The organism is Polynucleobacter kasalickyi (genome assembly GCF_900176405.1).
In the GTDB taxonomy this organism is placed as follows: domain Bacteria; phylum Pseudomonadota; class Gammaproteobacteria; order Burkholderiales; family Burkholderiaceae; genus Polynucleobacter; species Polynucleobacter kasalickyi.
Map to the genome: position 1 here is coordinate 142,406 of NZ_FWXJ01000003.1, position 19,226 is coordinate 161,631.

General features: G+C 38.6%; 21 protein-coding genes. 8 read left to right on the plus strand and 13 right to left on the minus strand.

The annotated features are described in order from the left end of the window. Nucleotides 1-48: 48 nt before the first annotated feature. From B8983_RS04055 to B8983_RS04070, 4 genes are read right to left on the minus strand one after another with little or no spacing between them, the layout of a single operon-like run. The gene (locus B8983_RS04055; RefSeq protein WP_143736088.1) at nt 49-945 is read right to left on the minus strand and encodes a phosphoribosylaminoimidazolesuccinocarboxamide synthase; all 897 of its coding nucleotides are present in this window, start codon (nt 943-945) and stop codon (nt 49-51) included. Then, the gene (fba, locus tag B8983_RS04060) at nt 942-2,006 is read right to left on the minus strand and encodes a class II fructose-bisphosphate aldolase (RefSeq protein WP_084282849.1); all 1,065 of its coding nucleotides are present in this window, start codon (nt 2,004-2,006) and stop codon (nt 942-944) included. Before fba ends, B8983_RS04055 begins: the two co-directional genes overlap by 4 nt. A gap of 16 nt (nt 2,007-2,022) precedes the next feature. Then, on the minus strand, nt 2,023-3,462 hold the full coding sequence (gene pyk, locus B8983_RS04065; RefSeq protein WP_084282850.1) for a pyruvate kinase: 1,440 nt from the start codon (nt 3,460-3,462) through the stop codon (nt 2,023-2,025). Next, complete coding sequence (locus B8983_RS04070) at nt 3,459-4,673, minus strand: phosphoglycerate kinase (RefSeq protein WP_084282965.1); 1,215 nt, start codon at nt 4,671-4,673, stop codon at nt 3,459-3,461. The genes pyk and B8983_RS04070 overlap by 4 nt, the downstream gene beginning before the upstream one ends. A 165-nt stretch (nt 4,674-4,838) precedes the next feature. Between B8983_RS04070 and B8983_RS04075 the strand changes: the two genes are divergently transcribed. The 5 genes from B8983_RS04075 to B8983_RS04095 are packed head-to-tail and all read left to right on the plus strand — an operon-like array spanning nt 4,839 to nt 8,077. After that, on the plus strand, nt 4,839-5,759 hold the full coding sequence (locus tag B8983_RS04075; RefSeq protein ID WP_084282851.1) for a branched-chain amino acid transaminase: 921 nt from the start codon (nt 4,839-4,841) through the stop codon (nt 5,757-5,759). Nucleotides 5,760-5,768: 9 nt separating this feature from the next. Beyond that, nucleotides 5,769-5,957 carry a zinc-finger domain-containing protein gene (locus tag B8983_RS04080; protein WP_084282852.1) on the plus strand — a complete coding sequence of 63 codons (189 nt, stop codon included), beginning with the start codon at nt 5,769-5,771 and terminating at the stop codon, nt 5,955-5,957. A gap of 1 nt (nt 5,958) precedes the next feature. After that, nucleotides 5,959-7,014 carry a lipopolysaccharide heptosyltransferase II gene (gene waaF, locus B8983_RS04085; protein WP_200806865.1) on the plus strand — a complete coding sequence of 352 codons (1,056 nt, stop codon included), beginning with the start codon at nt 5,959-5,961 and terminating at the stop codon, nt 7,012-7,014. Nucleotides 7,015-7,016: 2 nt separating this feature from the next. Then, nucleotides 7,017-7,454 (plus strand): YybH family protein, encoded by a 438-nt coding sequence (locus tag B8983_RS04090; protein WP_084282853.1) that lies wholly within the window; start codon nt 7,017-7,019, stop codon nt 7,452-7,454. Nucleotides 7,455-7,456: 2 nt separating this feature from the next. Beyond that, nucleotides 7,457-8,077: a DUF2946 family protein gene (locus tag B8983_RS04095; RefSeq protein WP_084282854.1), complete on the plus strand. Its 621-nt coding sequence runs from the start codon at nt 7,457-7,459 to the stop codon at nt 8,075-8,077. Here B8983_RS04095 and B8983_RS04100 read toward each other — a convergent pair. Then, a complete protein-coding gene (locus B8983_RS04100) occupies nt 8,074-9,657 on the minus strand; it encodes a M48 family metallopeptidase (RefSeq protein ID WP_159460803.1) in 1,584 nt (527 codons plus the stop codon). The two genes, B8983_RS04095 and B8983_RS04100, sit on opposite strands and share 4 nt — an antisense overlap. A 79-nt stretch (nt 9,658-9,736) precedes the next feature. Here B8983_RS04100 and moaC point away from each other — a divergent pair, with 79 nt between their 5' ends. From moaC to B8983_RS04115, 3 genes are all read left to right on the plus strand, one after another. Then, nucleotides 9,737-10,207, plus strand: a complete 471-nt coding sequence (gene moaC / locus B8983_RS04105; protein WP_084282856.1) for a cyclic pyranopterin monophosphate synthase MoaC — start codon at nt 9,737-9,739, stop codon at nt 10,205-10,207. Nucleotides 10,208-10,920: 713 nt separating this feature from the next. Beyond that, entirely contained in the window at nt 10,921-11,796 is an 876-nt protein-coding gene (locus tag B8983_RS13990; RefSeq protein WP_159460804.1) for a sensor histidine kinase, read from the plus strand. Nucleotides 11,797-11,824: 28 nt separating this feature from the next. Next, a complete protein-coding gene (locus tag B8983_RS04115) occupies nt 11,825-12,454 on the plus strand; it encodes a response regulator transcription factor (RefSeq protein ID WP_084282858.1) in 630 nt (209 codons plus the stop codon). 12 nt (nt 12,455-12,466) lie between these two features. On the opposite strand, the gene B8983_RS04120 is transcribed toward B8983_RS04115, so the two are convergent. From B8983_RS04120 to recA, 8 genes are all read right to left on the minus strand, one after another. Further along, nucleotides 12,467-13,030 carry a heme-binding protein gene (locus B8983_RS04120; RefSeq protein WP_084282859.1) on the minus strand — a complete coding sequence of 188 codons (564 nt, stop codon included), beginning with the start codon at nt 13,028-13,030 and terminating at the stop codon, nt 12,467-12,469. Nucleotides 13,031-13,194: 164 nt separating this feature from the next. Beyond that, nucleotides 13,195-13,698 (minus strand): pilin, encoded by a 504-nt coding sequence (locus B8983_RS04125; RefSeq protein WP_304442175.1) that lies wholly within the window; start codon nt 13,696-13,698, stop codon nt 13,195-13,197. A 154-nt stretch (nt 13,699-13,852) separates the two neighbouring features. Continuing rightward, nucleotides 13,853-14,545, minus strand: coding sequence for a TerC family protein (locus tag B8983_RS04130; protein ID WP_084282860.1), 693 nt, complete (start codon nt 14,543-14,545; stop codon nt 13,853-13,855). 119 nt (nt 14,546-14,664) lie between these two features. After that, on the minus strand, nt 14,665-15,558 hold the full coding sequence (gene sucD / locus B8983_RS04135) for a succinate--CoA ligase subunit alpha (RefSeq protein ID WP_084282861.1): 894 nt from the start codon (nt 15,556-15,558) through the stop codon (nt 14,665-14,667). A gap of 19 nt (nt 15,559-15,577) precedes the next feature. Next, on the minus strand, nt 15,578-16,738 hold the full coding sequence (sucC, locus tag B8983_RS04140; RefSeq protein WP_084282862.1) for an ADP-forming succinate--CoA ligase subunit beta: 1,161 nt from the start codon (nt 16,736-16,738) through the stop codon (nt 15,578-15,580). A gap of 89 nt (nt 16,739-16,827) precedes the next feature. Next, a complete protein-coding gene (locus tag B8983_RS04145) occupies nt 16,828-17,409 on the minus strand; it encodes a DUF2889 domain-containing protein (RefSeq protein WP_084282863.1) in 582 nt (193 codons plus the stop codon). Nucleotides 17,410-17,435: 26 nt separating this feature from the next. After that, complete coding sequence (gene recX / locus B8983_RS04150; protein WP_084282864.1) at nt 17,436-17,900, minus strand: recombination regulator RecX; 465 nt, start codon at nt 17,898-17,900, stop codon at nt 17,436-17,438. Nucleotides 17,901-17,910: 10 nt separating this feature from the next. Then, nucleotides 17,911-19,035: a recombinase RecA gene (gene recA, locus B8983_RS04155; protein WP_084282968.1), complete on the minus strand. Its 1,125-nt coding sequence runs from the start codon at nt 19,033-19,035 to the stop codon at nt 17,911-17,913. Nucleotides 19,036-19,226 lie beyond the last annotated feature (191 nt).

Sequence of the window (19,226 nt, forward strand, 5' to 3'; positions counted from 1 at the left end):
CTTTATAAGAAGCGTACCATTTTAACTTAACTCTGTGCTCATGAGCGATTAGTGCGTCAACACATCCAAAGCCTCTTGATATTTTTGAGCTGTTTTATCAATTACTTCTTGTGGCAATTTTGGTGCCGGAGCCTTTTTATCCCAAGGTATACCGTTAATCTGCACCTGTTCAAGCCAATCCCTTACAAACTGTTTGTCGTAAGACGGGGGATTCTCACCCACAACATAAGAACTTGCAGGCCAAAATCTTGAAGAGTCTGCAGTTAGAATCTCATCCATCAAAACTAACTGGCCCGCTTCATCCAAGCCAAATTCAAATTTTGTATCAGCGATGATAATTCCTTTAGTTGCGGCATATTTAGAAGCCTCAACATATAAGCGAATACTCACTTCTTTTATTTTTTCAGCTAATTCAGGGCCGATTTTTTGGACAACTTGATCATATGTAATATTCTCGTCGTGATCTCCCACATCTGCTTTGGCTGCAGGTGTAAAAATTGGCTCTGGTAACTGTTGGGAATTTTGTAGTCCACTCGGTAGGGCAACGCCACATACTGAACCTGTTGCTTGATAATCTTTCCAACCACTACCCGACAGATATCCGCGAACAACTGCTTCGACCATGATTGGCTTCAATCTTTTCGTAACGATAGCTCTTCCAACGACTTGATCAACTTCATTCGGCATCACCACTGACACTGGATCAATGCCCGTTAAATGATTTGGAATAATCCAAGCAAGTTTCTCAAACCAAAAATTTGCCATTTGGTTTAGAACGACACCCTTACTTGGAATTGGATCCTGCATCACCACATCAAAAGCAGATAGTCGATCGGTAGTGACCATCAACAATCGATCTTCACCAATGGCATAAATATCGCGAACTTTGCCTTTGGAAATAAGTGGTAACGATTCAATGGAGGTTTCTAATAGTGCTTTCATCAACGCACAACCTGCTTGAGTTCACCCGAATTGTATCTTTGAACCATTTTATCGAGAGACATTGGTTTAATTTTTGCTGCTTGGCCTTCACACCCAAAGGCGATATACCTAGCAAGGCAAATTTGTTTTGCGGCTTCTCTAGCTGGCTTTAAATAATCTCGTGGATCAAATTTACCTGGATTTTCAAATAAATAACGACGAACAGCCCCAGTCATCGCCAAACGAATATCTGTATCTATATTAACTTTACGAACTCCGTTACGGATACCTTCTTGAATTTCCTCAACCGGCACACCATAAGTCTCTTTCATGTCACCACCAAATTCGCGAATTTCAGCTAATAACTCCTGTGGCACACTTGAAGAGCCGTGCATTACCAAATGGGTATTAGGAATTCTTGCATGTATTTCACGGATACGGGCAATTGCTAACGTGTCTCCTGTCGGCTTTTTACTAAATTTGTAAGCGCCATGGCTTGTACCAATGGCAATTGCTAGTGCATCGCATTGAGTTTGCTGGACGAAATCAGCTGCTTGCTCAACGTCCGTCAACAACTGTTCACGAGTCATCGTACCTTCAGCACCATGACCATCCTCTTTATCACCCATCATCGTCTCTAGGGAACCTAATACACCTAACTCTGCTTCCACCGTAACGCCAATGGAGTGAGAGAATTTCACCACTTCCTTAGAAACTTCCAAGTTATATTCATAAGGAGCAACTGTCTTACCATCAGCCATTAAGGAACCATCCATCATGACACTAGTAAAACCACTTTTAATTGCTGCCATACAAACCGCTGGACTTTGACCATGATCTTGATGCATGACCAACGGTATATGAGGATAAGCTTCGACAGCCGCCTCTATCAAATGACGTAAGAATGATTCTCCGGCATATTTTCTAGCACCTGCTGATGCTTGCATGATTACTGGCGCACCGATTTCATCAGCCGCGGACATAATGGCTTGAACTTGCTCTAAGTTATTAACGTTAAAGGCTGGTAACCCGTAACCAAATTCGGCCGCGTGATCTAAAAGTTGTCTCATTGATACTAAAGGCATACATTCTCCAAATAAATTATTTCACTTTGATAATTTTAAGTGTATTTGTTCCACCAGGTTGTCCCATCGGTTCACCAATAGTTAAGGTAACCATATCCCCAGACTGCACAACACCCTTTGAACATAACAGATGCTCTACTTGATGAAGAGCCACATCACGATTGCTACTAATTTCTAAGCGCAGTGGAATGACATTGCGATACATCGACAGTGCTCTTTGTGTTTTTACCTGTTGAGTCAAGGCAAAAATCGGAATATCAATCTTATGTCTGCTCATCCACAACACAGTTGAACCCGACTCAGTTAATGCGGCAATGGCTTTCACTTTCAAATGAAACGAAGTAAAAAGTGCGCCCAAAGCAATTGATTGATCAATTCTAGTAAAGGTTTGATCTAAAAAGTCTGCATCTAAACTTACTTGTTGTGACTTTTCAGCTTCTAAACAAATAGCGGCCATTTGTTCAACTGTTTTAATAGGATATTGCCCTGCGGCAGTTTCTGCGGACAACATCACTGCATCAGTGCCATCTAAAACAGCGTTTGCCACATCACTTACTTCAGCTCTGGTCGGAATTGGACTATTAATCATCGATTCCATCATTTGCGTAGCAGTAATGACAAATTTATCTTGTTTATTTGCTAATAAAATCATTCTTTTTTGTAACGCAGGTACGGCTGCATTACCAACTTCCACAGCTAAGTCACCACGCGCCACCATAATTCCATCAGAGGCATCAATAATGCCTTCTAAAACACCCGGCATAATTGCCTCGGCTCGTTCTATCTTCGCAATGAGTCGTATTTCTTTATTCAGTGGCTTAGCGGCTTCATTTGCAAGTGACCTTGCGTACTGCATGTCAGCAGCATTTTTAGGGAAACTAATCGCAATGTAGTCTACGTCCATCTCAATGGCCGTCACTAAGTCTTGTTTATCTTTTTCAGTAAGGGCAGGTGCAGTCAAACCACCACCGGCTCGATTAATACCTTTGTTATTAGAAAGTTCGCCACCCATTTCCACTAAAGTATGGATACAAACACCGACCACTTTTTGAACTTTTAAAACAATCAAACCATCATTTAAGAGTAGCAAATCGCCGGGATGCACGTCTTTTGGTAGATCTTTATAATCAAGTCCAACGCGCTGCTCATCACCCATCTTGCAGTCAGCATCTAAGATAAATTCATGACCTTGCTCAAGTTGAATTTTTCCATTTAAAAATTTACCAACCCGAATTTTAGGGCCTTGTAAATCCGCCATAATGGCAATTTCACGATCAATTTCTTTAGAAAGTGAACGAATTAAATTTGCACGTTGGCGATGATCCTCTGCAACACCATGTGAAAAATTTAAACGAACAACATCCACACCAGCCAAAAGCATTTGCTTCAGGACCTCTCTATCGCTTGAGGCGGGCCCTAAGGTAGCGACAATTTTGGTAGCTCGATTTAATCTCAAACGGAAACCCTTTCTTGGAGTATTTTAATAGCTGGCAAGGTCTTACCCTCTAGGAATTCTAGAAAAGCACCTCCACCAGTTGAAATGTAGTCAACTTGTTTCTCAATTCCATATTTGGCAATAGCGGCCAAGGTATCACCCCCACCAGCTATAGAAAAACCCGGACTATGCGCAACTGCTGCAGCCAACATTTTAGTACCACCGCCGAATTGATCTATTTCAAAAACACCTACTGGCCCATTCCAAACAATCGTCCCGGCGTGAGCAATAATTGAAGAAAGCTCTGCAGCAAACTTTGGTCCGATATCTAAAATCATGTCATCACTAGCAACATCCGAAGCAGCGACTATATTTGCACGTGCTAGGGGAGATAATTCGTTTGCGACCACAACGTCTTGCGGAATTGGGACACTGGCTCCTCGCTCTTGCATCATCTGCATGATCGCTTTTGCCTCATCCACTAAATCCGCTTCGGCTAAGGATTTACCAATATTTACCCCAGCTGCTAGCATGAATGTATTTGCAATCCCACCGCCGACGATTAATTGATCAACCTTAGCAGCTAAAGATTTTAAGATAGTTAACTTGGAAGACACTTTTGAGCCCGCAACAATCGCTACTAATGGTCTTTTTGGCTCATTTAGCGCTTTAGCCAAAGCATCTATTTCAGCCTCCATTAAGGGGCCAGCACAACTCAAGGGAGCAAATTTGGCCATCCCATGTGTCGTTGCCTCGGCACGATGGGCGGTCCCAAAAGCATCATTCACATAGACATCACAAAGTAATGCCATTTTTTGAGCCAAAGCTTCATCGTCTTTTTTCTCGCCAATATTGCCACGACAGTTTTCTAACAGAACCACTTCACCAGAATTTACTTCAAAATTACCGTCTACCCAATCAGTGATCAAGGCAACTTTTCTACCCAATAATTCAGCAAGTCGGTCAGCCACAGGTCCTAGGGAGTCTTCAGGCTTTAATGCACCCTCGGTAGGGCGGCCAAGATGGGAAGTAACCATGACGGCAGCGCCCTCATTTAAGCAGGCCTGAATTGCAGGGATGGATGCTTTAATTCGGGTATCCTCAGTAATTCTGCCAGTTAAGTCCTGTGGGACATTTAAATCAGCTCGAATAAACACCCTTTTACCCTTAATTTGATGTTTGGAGACTAAATCGGATAATCGATTGAACTTAAGAAAAGTTGAATTTGGCATAGTTTTTGGTTGGGAATTGTTCGGAATCATATAACTTTAATCTAGTTGTCATCTTACAACTTTTCGATGTAACTCATACCAGATTTATTCTTTACATGAAATTTAGCCATCATTTAAGCACTGTTTTACAATAGTTAAATAAATAACAATTTCAAGGTAAATATTATGTCAATGTCTGATCGTGATGGATTTATTTGGTTTGATGGCAAACTGGTTCCTTGGCGTGAGGCGAATATTCACGTTTTGACGCATAGCCTACATTACGGAATGGCCGTATTTGAAGGTGTCAGATGCTATGAAACCGACTCTGGACCAGCCGTGTTCCGTTTAGACGAGCATACAAAAAGACTATTTAATTCAGCCAAAATTTTCCAAATGCAGTTGCCTTACTCCCAAGAGGAGATTATTGCTGCCCAATTAGAAGTGATTCGGGCAAATCAATTAACTTCTTGCTATTTAAGACCACTTGCTTGGATTGGTTCAGAAAAGCTTGGTATTTCCCCGAAAGGTAACACCATCAACATGTCCATTTCCGCTTGGAAATGGGGTGCTTATTTAGGCGAAGACGGCCTAAATAAAGGTATTCGGGTGAAGACTTCTTCTTTTAGTCGGCACCATGTGAATGTTTCTCTCGTGCGCGCAAAGGCTTCAGGTTACTACATTAATTCCATTTTAGCGAATCAAGAAGTGACTGCTCATGGCTACGATGAAGCTCTGCTACTCGATACTGATGGCTATGTCTCAGAAGGCTCTGGAGAAAACGTATTTATCATTCGGGATGGTATTTTATTCACTCCTGACTTAGCCAGTTGTCTTGCTGGTATCACTCGAGATGCAATTATTCAAATTGCTACCGATCTTGGTATTACAGTGAAAGAAAAACGTATTACTCGTGATGAAATGTACTGTGCAGATGAAGCCTTCTTTACAGGTACGGCAGCTGAAGTGACGCCGATTCGAGAATTAGATGATCGTATTATCGGTAATGGTGGACGAGGTCCAATTACAGAGAAAATTCAATCGATATTTTTTGATATCGTAAAAGGTAAAAATAGCCAATATAGCTCTTGGTTAACAATGGTCTAATTGATCGATATGGCAAAAAACATGAACCCTATTGAAGTTGGTGCATCTGACTTACCGTTGCATTGCCCTACCAACCAAACACCAACTTGGAATTTACATCCCAAAGTGTTCTTGGATATTGCCCATACTGGAGAAGCGAAGTGCCCTTATTGTGGCACTTCTTATCGCTTAAAAGCTGGCGTTAAAGTAGGTCATTAAATTGTCAAAACCACGCGTTTTGATCATCGCACCTAATTGGATTGGCGATGCTGTGATGTCTTTGCCGTTGTTAAAACAAATCAAAACCTCTGATTGTCAAATCGATGTTTTAGCAACGCCCTGGGTAGCGCCCATTTATGAAGCATGTGATGAAGTTCAAAAGGTAATTAGTGCTAACTTTATCCACGGACAACTCCAATTACCACTTCGTTGGCAAGTTAGTCGAGGTCTAAGAAAAACTGGGTATAAGGCTTGTTATATTCTCCCCAATAGTTGGAAGTCCTTAATCATTCCCCTACTGGCAGGCATTCCCCAAAAAATTGCGTACATTGGTGAGTCTCGCAGTTTTTTTCTGACTCACGCACTACCCAACCCCAATAAGTCTGAGCGCCCATCGATGGTGGGACATTACCTCTCTTTAGCTTTTAATAATTCCTTTGAGATATCGCGATTTAATTCTGAAGATTTTTATCCGAGACTGACGATGAAGTCTGAGGTAATTCAAGCATGTTCGAGCGTTTTAAATAATTACCTACCAAATAGTAAAAACTTTTTCATCATCGCTCCCGGTGCTGAGTTTGGTCCAGCCAAACAATGGCCAACAAATCACTTTAGTCATCTGGCGAACTTATTACTCCATCAATATAAAGAGTTTGGCATTCTGATTTTAGGTAGCAAAAAAGATACGAGCGTCGCCGACCAAATCCTATATGGTGTTGAACCTCAATATTTGGCACGCATACAAAATCTTTGCGGAAAAATTCCGCTAATTGAAGCTATGGGCGTATTAAGTATGTCTAAAGGTTTAATCTCTAATGATTCTGGGATGATGCATATTGGTGCAGCCTTAAAAATACCGCAAGTTGCAGTATTTGGTTCTAGCGATCCCTCACACACGCCACCACTTTCAAAAAAAGCTTCTATTATGTATTTAGGGCTTGACTGCAGTCCTTGTCACCAAAGAAAATGTCCTTTAGGCCATTCAAACTGTCTAGTTAATATTTCGCCTGAATCTGTATTTAATGAGTTTAATCTTGCATTAACCACTAAAGGATAAACATGTTTCGCCCAGCTCGTTTGTTTCATGATGTAGATGAAGTCATAGAGAATTGGTATTTGGCGTTACGAAAAGGTGATTTAGAGAGCGCCCTATCGTTGTGGTTTGACGAGGATACCATTACTTGTATTTTGCCCGATGGTGTACGTCTTACGGGTCACAAGGAATTACGCGAGGGTTTTAAGGGATTAATGGGGCGTTCACTCATCTTGGATACGATTACATCTAACAGTCACTCTTACCTAGGTACTACTTTTGTAGATAGTACAGAGGCCGTCAGTTTTAATGATGGGAATGTAGAACCTAAATTTTTTATACACATGACGATCATCCTTGTACAAGGTGCTATAGGTTGGCGTATTGCTCACATGCATACCAGTATGGTCGATCGTCAATTAATCACATCCCCCACCTTGACCGGTGATCACGGCTTTCATTAAGAGTGGATGATTCAACTATTTCCGCTATCGCTAAATGGCCTAATGTGCCATTTTGTTATGGGTGGCTATTCTTAGATCGGCGGGGTGTCTTTCGCATACGCAATGAATACTCCCAACAGAATAATTTACAAGGCGAAGTGATTAAGCACTCTGGCTTATGTGATTCGATCAAGAAACATATTTGTATAGATGATCATCAGCAATATTTTTACCAAAATGGTCCTCAACGCGTATATTTGAATTTGGCTTACTGTCCATACGTTGTAAGAATATTGCCGCATCAAGAGAGTCAATGGATTTTACAAAATCATCTTGATCAGGAAATTACACCAAGCAGATGTTTCTTGGATGAAAAGGGTAATGTATTACTAGAGTGTGTTGTTTCGATAACGCGATGTACCAACTATCCTGAAATGTCTTTTACAGAGGTTCAGCTTCGAACGGTTGCACTTTTGCACGATCATGACTTAGATATTTTTTCAGAGTTAAGCAAAATGGATGTATCTAGCTGTGGGATTAAAGGTGTATTTCAATGGAACCACTTAGAGATCCCCATAGAGCCAATGATGTCTGGAGATGTGATGAATGAATTTCAATTCAAGACAATACCAACTGCATCTTAAGGTCGTCTCTCTAATCGACCATTTTCAATCATTTCCTCGCGGTACAACTGTTCAATCTGCCTTTTTCTAGCTTCAAATTCAGAAGCTTGATAAAAGCTATTACCATTCAATTCGCTGGCAATTTTCAATTGCATAATTGCAGCAGGTAAGGCCCCTTCAGCAACGTATTTTTCAGCCACCGCAGCATGATACAGTGCTGCTTTATTTTCCTGTTCGTACGTTCTTGCTAAATAATTCCACCATAACGAATCTGTTTTATCGACTTTAGTTTTTCCATCCAACCAAGTTAATGCTCCTTTCATATTACCGGAGGCAAGCAGAGACTCAAGGTAAATCACATTGAGCGATTTTGAGTTTGGTCGCAATTTGAGTAATGACAAGGCGTTGTTTGAAACTTGATTGAAATTTCCCATTTGCAGATTAATTTGCAAACCTGTGACATCAAAGAAGTAACTTGATTTTTTCAATTGAGGATTAGTAAGTTCGATTTTATTGGCGACATCTCGACTTTTTTTCAATAGGGTCATTGCTTCTTGATTCTTTTTTTCTGCTAAGGCTAGGATAGTGAGGCCAAAATAGCCTTGCATATTTTTAATGAGTACATTTGAATTTATTTGCTCTTGAAAATACTGTTTTGTTTCGACTAATTCAGATGGTCCACCCTGTTGCTCAATTTTTGCCAAGGTTTGCACCAGATAGAACTCTAAGGAACTGTTTGGTTTTCCAGAGGCCTGATTGCGAATTCGGTTTTGCATATCCGCTGCGCGCTCAAAAGACTGGGGGTGCGTTCTAACATAGGCTGGCACCCCACTATCCGAGATACTATTTGCCTTCTGCATCTTTTGGAAGAATCCTGGCATACCACTAACATCTAATCCACTGGCTTGTAAAATCAGAAAACCGATGCGGTCCGCCTCCCTTTCTGCGTCTCTTGTATAGGCTAATTGATTCTGAATCGCTAAAGCTTGGCCACCAACTGCTAATCCCTGCGCAGCATTAGGGTTGTTTTTTACAGCTAAAGCTGCAAGCAGCATGGCTGCAAGAATTAAAGTGGAACTTTCCTTGCCAAAGCCAACCCCTCTGGCAATATGTTTTTGAGTAACGTGACCGATTTCATGGCCTAAAACGGATGCCAACTCCGACTCATTCTCAGACAAAGTTAACAAACCAGTATGAACACCAATATATCCTCCTGGCAGTGCAAATGCATTAATCGTTTTATCCTTGACGGCAAAAAACTCAAATTCCGGTGCAAAGGGGCCGGAGGCATCTGCTCCAGAGATTTTTTGACTCCTTGCACTTGCCACAAGGTTTTGCCCTAATTGATTTAAGTAATCATAAATTAGCCAGTTATTCGAGTAATCTGGATCCTTTTTAATTGCTCTAATTATTTTTTCACCAATTCGCTTTTCATCTACTTCTGATAAATTTGAGGAAGAATTATCACCCAAATCTGGTAATTGAATTGGCAGAGTTCCTCCTAAAGCTGGTTCAATTATTTTTGAATCTGCAGTATTATTTGGACTTTGAATCGTTACTTGATTTTGGCTATACGCAACTATGGGGTAAAGTAGTTGCATGAATAACAAACTTTTTAATACGAAGTAAATTACACAGTTTTTCATCATCTCAATTTTTAAACAAAGATCCTAATCAATAATGCTTACTCACTTTAACCAAACTGGTGACGCCCACATGGTAGACGTCGGGGCCAAAACATCAACGGCTCGCATCGCAATTGCTACTGGGAAAATCACGATGTTACCAAACACTTTAGACTTGATTATTGCAGGAAATCATAAAAAAGGTGATGTTCTCGGTATCGCTCGAATCGCTGGGATCATGGGAGCTAAACAGACTAGTTCTCTGATACCTTTGTGCCATCCAATCAATTTAACAAATGTTACCGTTGATTTTGAGATTTTACTTGATGAATATTCTGTACGTTGTGTATCAAAAGCCCAAACCATTGGCCCAACAGGCGTAGAAATGGAAGCTCTGACAGCGGTTCAGGTTGCATTGCTAACCATCTATGATATGTGTAAGGCCGTTGACCGAGGCATGATGATGGGAGATATCAAACTACTGGAAAAAAGTGGTGGGAAGTCAGGGGATTGGAAGGCTGTTTAAGTTTGCACAACTATTTTTAGGCAAAGAACATTCATATTTTCTGCGCCTCAAGATCTCTAAATGATTTTTAATGGATTTTTATGCTTGTTGCAATCCTACCTTTTAATCTCGCTATATGCTTATTTTTAATTACTCTATTGGTGAGTACATTACATACTCGCAAAAAAAATATTTATATCAAAGATATTAGCAACTTTCTGCTTCTTTCATTAGTTTTTAACTTTACTTTAATTTTTGTTCGAATTACTTCTTTTATTTTTGATAGCACAGAAAATGTTGATTTACCGTTTTCTAGTAAATTGTTTATTTTTAATGCCATACTTTACTTCGGTTCTAGAGCAAGTCTTGCAATCTTTTTTAAAAATGTTCGTCAAAAATTTACTCAGCTCGAAACTAAAAGATTCATTCTGATCATCATTTGCTTACAGTTTTTTTTCTTCTTTCTTTCGTTTTTAAGTGTTGATATAAATTATATTTTGATCTTAGCAGCATGTTTTCATTTTATTGGTTGCTACTGGGAATTTCATGAGCTATATATATTACAGAAATCCCATAAAAATTCGTTCATTAATTTATCTTGCCTGGTTGTCTTTCTGAAAACGATTACCCTATTCTTCGTGTTGATCTATTTACTAATATCAACCTATAAACATGATTCCATCTTACTCAATCTTTCTCTTGCAACAACTCCGTTCTATATGTTTAAAGGGACATTGATTACATTTGACTTAATTATTTTTGTATTTATTAATGCCTTTTTATTTGAACAAGTGAATGAACTTTCAAGGCGAACCTCAGATGAAAATGCACTGATTAAGAATTTATTAATTCAACAAACCTCGTTAACTGAGGCTGTGCAAAACTCAAATAAATTTATAGTATCTGGTGCCTTATCTGCTTCAATTGCTCATGAATTAAGTCATCCACTTGCTAGTATTCAAGCAAATACCGAAATTTTGAGTATGCAACTTACTTCTAGGCACTTACTGTCGGGAGACGTACAAAATTCAGTCACTTATATTCTGCGTGACACACAAAGGGCTGGACAAACTTTGAAGGCTTTAAAAAGTTTATTTTCTGTTAAAAAAGAACTCTTAGAATTAAATATTAATGATGTAATTCGACTAAGTATCGATCTAGTTAGTTCAACGATTAACAAAAATAATATTAAATTAAGTCTCCAATTAGAGAAGGAAATGCCTTCGATTATGGCAAATCCGCATGAGTTACAGCAAGTTCTACTAAATCTATTGAATAACTCCATGCAAGCGATACAAAAAAATAACCCCAATAATGGCGAGATTACCATCAGTACTCTCATCGAGGACGAATCTATTATTTTATCGATTCTAGATAATGGACACGGATTCTCGATTGATCAAGAAGATAAAATTTTTGAACTACTTCGAACCACCAAAAAAGAGGGCATGGGGTTTGGATTGTGGCTTTCAAAATTTATTTTGGAGAAAAATTTTGGCAATATCGAGTTACTGAACTCTCCAGGAGTTGGTGCAAAGTTAATGATAAAGTTGCCAATTTACACCCCCCCCCAATCAGGGGATAACACAAGCTATTACAAGTTGTCATAATGAAAGCTTATTTAATCATTTTAGTTTTATGAGTTTAGAAAATCAGCCACGATTGCAATTAAGTAATTCTTCTCACGTTGTTTTATTAGAGGATGATGACTTTTTACGGGTTGATTTACATTCTTTACTCACCTTAGGTGGTTATGTTGTCCATGCTTTTAGTAATGCTATTGATTTTTTAAACTCTCCTTTCAATTTTGCGCCCGCTGTTATCGTCTCAGACATGAGAATGCCAGGAATTTCTGGTGTCAACTTACAATCCGCACTTGTAGAAATTGGTAGAATAATTCCATTTATTTTTATCAGTGGAGAAAGTACGGAATATCAAATTATCCAAGGAATGAAACAGGGCGCTATTGATTTTTTAATAAAACCTTTTAATAGCGAAGATTTATTTACTGCGATTGACAAAGGAATTGCAGTTGATAAGGCTTATGTCCGAGAAATTTCATTTCGCAAAAATTTAGATTCCACTCTAAGAAAATTATCTCCTCGTGAATTTCAAGTCTATGAGCTTTTAAAAAAGGGTTATAGCAATGCAGAGCTTTCGCAAACTTTAGGTATTTCGATAGAAACGACCAAACAATATAAACAAGAAGTGATGCGCAAACTTGAATTGAAATCTTTATCTGAATTGATGAAATTTGCTACTTTGTGAATTTATTGATAATCAGTTTTTAACTGAAGGCTCTACTTCAATATATATTTCTACTCTTTTCAAAAAAGCAATGTTCCAGTAGGATTTATACATTGCGATCTTTGGCTTTCCAACAATAAGCAATTTTTCTTTCGCTAACCATGATTTTAATAACAAGATTTTTTGTACTATCTTTTCATTACTCATTAGCCCTATGACTCTAACTGTGCCGTAATGTTTTTCTGGCTGATTACTCATTGTTATTCTTTTCTGAAAAACGCTTAGTGGTAAGTCATTATTTTCTAGAAAGAATATAAATTTCCATTCGTTTCTCTTGGCTAAAGGTTCAATCAATATTTCTGGGATGCTACGATTACTGGCAGACTCATTGATCAATATTTTTTTATTTTGTTCAATTAACGCTAACAGTTTCCTTTTGGCTTTTATAAGTGCGTTTGTTCTGCTCCCTATTGCCACTATTTCTAAAACAGTTGCAGGAGTATATTTTCTTAGTTCAAATTCGTCAAAATTCACCATCAATTTATAACTTGTATCTTTCATAAAATGATGGTGAATTTTATTATTATGATTTTCCATGACTGTATTAAATCAACTATCGCATCATCCAACAATCCCCCATTAAAGGGATTGTGAATTCAATGCCATTTGGTAGCTTAGATAATTGGTTTTTATACCTTGGGTTAAATGCATTGAATTAGAATGAACGAATTTTTTCGTTCATTATTTAATCCAAACTAAATTTACCGACATTCCGCAGGTAACAATTTTTTAGAAATTGTTGCACCATTTCCTTTACATGACCATCCTCCAGCCCAAGCTTCTGCCAGCTTCTTGTTAGCCAAATCAATAGCGCTTGAATCTAGTTTGGGATTATTTGAGGGGTAAAGGATCAATAAGTTGTGTTCGGCGGGAGCAACGGCATCTGAAAACTCGATCAAAATTGCTCCTGTATCCTCGATTGTTATATCGTTAACGCCAGTTGTGGGTTTAAATTTAAAGCTATTTTTTGTTGCCTCGACCATCGAACTAGGACCATTTGCTGCGTATGCCTCGGATACAATCATTTTGGCTGAAGAGGCTAGGCTCAAGCCTTCAGCAACTCTTCCTCTAGCAATGTATTCTTGGTATTGAGGCACTGCAATTGACGCTAATATTGCAATAATTGCTACTACCACCATAAGCTCTATTAATGTAAATCCACTTTCCTGTTTTAAATTCGTAATTACTATTTTCTTCATCATCATTTCTCCTTTAACTAAAGAGAAAAGTTTGCCAAATTATTTTGGTCCTTTAGGGGGTGGTGAATGTCAGATTTGTCTTTTAATGAGTAAGATGAATCTTACAAAGAAAAAAGGGGAAATAAATTTCCCCTTTATTTTATTGCGTTACATATGAACTTTAATCTTTTTGATGCTTCCTCTTTAGCGTATAACCAATCGCTAGAACAGATGCAATACCTAGTATAGGTAATACCCAATGTAACTCGCTTGGCGCAGTCTCAAAGAATTTAACTAATGAAGGATCTGTTAGTACCATCTCGCCTGCTAACAACCCGAGTAAGCCAGCACCTAAAACTACGATAAATGGGAATCTATCCATAATTTTTAAAAGAATTGTGCTGCCAAAAATAATCAATGGAATACTTAAAGCTAGGCCAATTAAGATTAATGGAATACGCGCTTCCTCTGGAGCTTTATTGGCAACTCCAACTACGGCAATCACGTTATCTAAACTCATTACCAAATCAGCAATTAGAATTGTTTTAACGGCTTTTAGGAGGTTAGAAGAACCTTCAATGCCATCATCCTCATCATCGCCTTCAGCTAATAACTGAACGCCAATATATACAAGTAAAACCGCACCAATAATTTTTAAATACGGTAAAGTTAACAATTGCACAGCTGTCAAAGTAAGTATGACCCGCAAAATAATTGCTGCAGCGCTACCCCAAAAAATTGCTCTCTTTTGATGTTCCTTAGGTAAATTTCTTGATGCCATTGCAATTACAACAGCATTATCTCCAGACAAAATAATGTTAGTAAACATAATCATGCCTAGCGCAATCCACGTGCTTTGAGCAGTAAAATCCATCTTCTTTTTCCCCTAGTTATTTGAATATTTTGAACATCATAGCTTAAATTCAACTGATTAGTAAAAATCAGACAACAAAAAAGGGAGTTTCCTCCCATTTTCGCTGATTCAGAAAGTTATTATATTAATGATTTAAGGATACGTGCCATTTCAGAAGGGTTTCTTGTTACTTTAAAGCCACACTCTTCCATTACTGCTAATTTTGCATCAGCTGTATCAGCACCACCAGAAATTAGAGCACCTGCGTGACCCATTCTTTTTCCAGCAGGAGCGGTTACACCGGCAATAAATCCAACGATTGGTTTCTTCATATTTTCTTTACACCAACGCGCTGCATCAGCTTCATCCGGTCCACCAATTTCACCAATCATAATCACAGCATCTGTATCTGGATCATCATTAAAGGCTTTCATTACGTCAATATGCTTCAAACCATTAATTGGATCGCCACCGATACCAACTGCTGATGATTGACCTAAACCAATTTCAGTTAATTGGGCTACTGCTTCATAAGTTAGCGTACCAGAACGGCTTACCACGCCAATACGGCCTTTACGGTGAATATGACCAGGCATAATACCGATTTTGATTTCTTCAGGTGTAATTAGACCTGGGCAGTTTGGTCCAAGTAACAAAGTTTTCTTGCCACCCCTAGCTTCTTTTTCCTTCATACGATTTCTAACTTCTAACATATCACGGACTGGAATACCCTCAGTGATACAAATCGCTAAATCTAGATCAGCTTCAACTGCTTCCCAAATTGCTGCTGCAGCACCTGCTGGCGGTACGTAAATAACTGAAACTGTTGCGCCTGTTTGTTGAGCTGCTTCTTTTACTGTTCCGAAAATAGGAATTTGAAAGATGGATTCGCCTGCTTTTTTAGGATTAACTCCAGCGACAAAACACTCTTTTCCGTTTGCATATTCTTGGCATTTTTCTGTATGAAACTGACCAGTTTTACCAGTGATACCCTGTGTAATTACGCGCGTATTTTTATTTATCAAGATTGACATATGTATTCCTTAGATATTCTTATTTAACAGAAGCAACAACTTTTGTAGCAGCTTCAGCCATTGTGTCTGCACTAATAATTGGCAAACCAGATTCAGCTAACATTTTCTTGCCAATATCTTCATTAGTTCCTTTCATACGAACAACTAAAGGTACTGAGAGGTTCACGGCTTTACAAGCTGTAATAATTCCAGTGGCAATCACGTCGCAACGCATAATGCCACCAAAAATATTCACCAAAATTGCTTTGACTTTTTCATTCTTCAGCATAATCTTGAAAGCTTCAGTCACTTTTTCAGCTGTAGCACCACCACCTACGTCCAAAAAGTTTGCTGGCTCGCCACCAAACAGTTTAATCGTGTCCATTGTGGCCATCGCTAAACCAGCACCATTCACCAAACAGCCAATGTTTCCATCTAATGAAATGTACGCTAAGTCAAATTTCGAAGCTTCAATTTCCGCTGGGTCTTCTTCTGCTTCATCACGATAAGCGACGATTTCTGGATGTCTAAACAATGCATTTGGATCAAAGTTAAACTTTGCATCTAAAGCTTTAATATTCCCATTGCCTTCAAGAATTAAAGGATTGATTTCGACTAATGATGCATCTGTTTGCATGTAAGTTTTAAATAAATTCACTAAAACTTCTTTAGCTTGTGCTTGTGATGCCTCTGGTACGCCAATACCTTTTACGAGGTTACTAGCTTGGGCTTCGGTCATACCTTCTAATGGATTAATAAATTCTTTAATAATTTTTTCAGGTGTATGAGCAGCGACTTCTTCAATATCCATACCGCCTTCACTGGAGGCCATTACAACAACTTTTTGAGTTTCACGATCTGTCAAAATACCTACGTAATACTCTTTTTTAATATCTGCACCATCTTCAATCAGAAGCCTTCTAACCAACTGTCCTTCAGGGCCTGTTTGATGGGTTTTCAACATCATCCCTAAAATATCAGTCGAATATTTTCTAACGTCTTCTAGGCTTTTAGCTACCTTCACGCCACCACCTTTACCTCGACCACCTGCATGAATTTGAGCTTTAACAACCCAAACTGGTCCGCCTAATTTTTCAGCGGCTGCAACCGCTTCGTCAACACTAAATACTGGAATGCCATTTGGCACTGGAACGTTAAATTGGCGAAGGATTTCTTTGCCTTGGTATTCGTGGATTTTCATGAAGTCTTCCTTTTATTGAACAAGTTTAATAATGATAAATGTTTTGAATGAACTAATTACGTCAAATGAGTGTTTTGAGAATTTAAGTCTTAAGCATCTTCCTTAAATCCATACCATGTTGGATGATATTTTTTTACTACTTCACCGTTTACATTCCAGCTGTGGCAACCATTAAACTGGAACGGAAGTTTTTGTTTTGGCACTTTATTTGGGTCATAAGGTACCGTTACAGGAAATACTTCGTTTACGAATGCTTGGTAGACTGCGGTTGGTAATACGTTGCTTAATTCATTAATATGCGTACAACCTTGAATACCGCCCATTCTTTCCTTAACTCCATTTCTAAATCCCTCGGAAAGATTTAATCCCACTAATTTCGAATAATCTGGAACGATTTGTTCGCAATACCCAGGATATGGTTTAGCCAACATTTCGGCCTCTGCAAACAGGACTTCCATCTTCGTATTGATGGTTAAGAGAATTTTCATGAAATGAACCGGCTCACCTTTTTTTAAGTGAACAACTACCAAGTCAAAATCTTTTCCCTTAGTATCAATAAGTTGTGCTTCAACATCCCATAATCCATCATCTCTTTTAAATACTTTTATATCAAATTCACGATGATGAATTAGCTGACGATTAGGGTTTTTCTCTATTTGATTTTCTGACATGCCATTAGTCTAACATTTTCAACGGGCTAGTTCGGATGTTTTCCTCTTACAATCCCCATTATGACCTCTTGAGGAAAGCCTCGACTCGCTAAAAATCTGATTTGTTTTGCTAATTCATTTGGTTCATTTGTCAGCATGCCAAATTTCTTTTCCCATACTTCGTAACAACGCTGAAACTCTGATTCCTTCAATTTTCCTAGTTCGACCTTTAACATTTCGGGCGCTAGTTGGTGCTGTTGTAAAACGTGAGTGAGCTTACGGATGCCAAATTTGGATGATTTACTTGATATAAAACTTTGGGTAAAACGCTCATTAGACAAATACCCTTTATCTAATAGTTTTGCAATTACTGCATCTAACTCCTCTTCCGAACTTGCATAAGGAAGTAGTTTTTTTCTTAATTCAAATTGGCTATATTCCCGATTTGACAAATATTTGATTGCTCGTCCGATAAGACTTATCTTAGGACGAGCATTTTCATCTGATAACACTAGTTAATCTTTAAGCTGTTGGTGGCTCAACTTCATCTTCCTCAACTCCTGCAATGACTGATTTTGATGACTTCGTGCTGAGCTTATCTCTTATTAAACCTTCAATTTCTTTACTTAATGCTGGGTTTGCTTTTAAGAAATCTCGCGCATTATCTTTACCCTGCCCAATTTTCTCACCCTTATAGCTATACCAAGATCCTGATTTGTCCACGATATCAGCTTCAACGCCCATATCAATAATTTCACCTTCTCTAGAAATTCCTGTGCCATACATGATGTCAAATATTGCTTCTCTGAATGGCGGTGATACTTTATTTTTTACAACTTTTACTCTTGTCTCATTACCAATGTTCTCGTCACCCTTTTTAATACTACCAATTCGTCTAATATCTAATCTCATGGAAGCATAAAACTTAAGGGCATTACCGCCCGTTGTCGTTTCGGGCGAGCCGAACATTACGCCAATTTTCATACGAATTTGATTAATAAAAATAATCATCGAATTAGTTCGTTTAATGGTTCCTGTGAGCTTACGAAGTGCTTGAGACATTAATCTAGCTTGCAAGCCAGGTAATGAATCTCCCATTTCCCCCTCGATTTCTGCTTTTGGAACAAGGGCTGCCACAGAGTCGATAACAATCAGATCAATTGAACCCGACCTTACTAATGCATCCGCAATTTCAAGGGCTTGTTCGCCTGTGTCTGGTTGTGATATGAGTAGGTTGTTAACATCGACCCCAAGTTTTGCTGCGTATTGGACATCCAAAGCATGCTCAGCATCAATAAATGCACAGGTACCACCAAGTTTTTGCATTTCGGCCACTGCATGAAGTGTAAGTGTTGTTTTTCCTGAGGACTCTGGACCGTAAATTTCAATTACTCGCCCCCTTGCTAATCCGCCAACTCCTAAAGCTATATCAAGTCCAAGTGAGCCTGTCGAAACAACTTGAATGTCTTGAGCAATTTCGGCATCACCCAGTCTCATGATTGAGCCTTTGCCAAATTGCTTTTCAATCTGCGCTAAGGCTGCACTTAAAGCCTTTTGCTTTTCACCAGAAAGCCCGTTAAATTCTTGGTTTGCTGAAGTAGCGGATGAATTTGTAGTCGCACTGCTTTTTGACTTTTTATCTTCCATTTTTTTTCCAATCATACGATGTTCTTTTCCATTCAGTGTTATTTGCTTATTTTGCTTACTTTCTCATACTGTATATAAAAACAGTTAAAAATTCAAGCATCTTTTTAAATTAAGTTCATTATTTCCTCATTCACATTGAATATACAGCATGGTTGTCTGACTTTTAGCTGATATTTTGTAAGATTTATCCT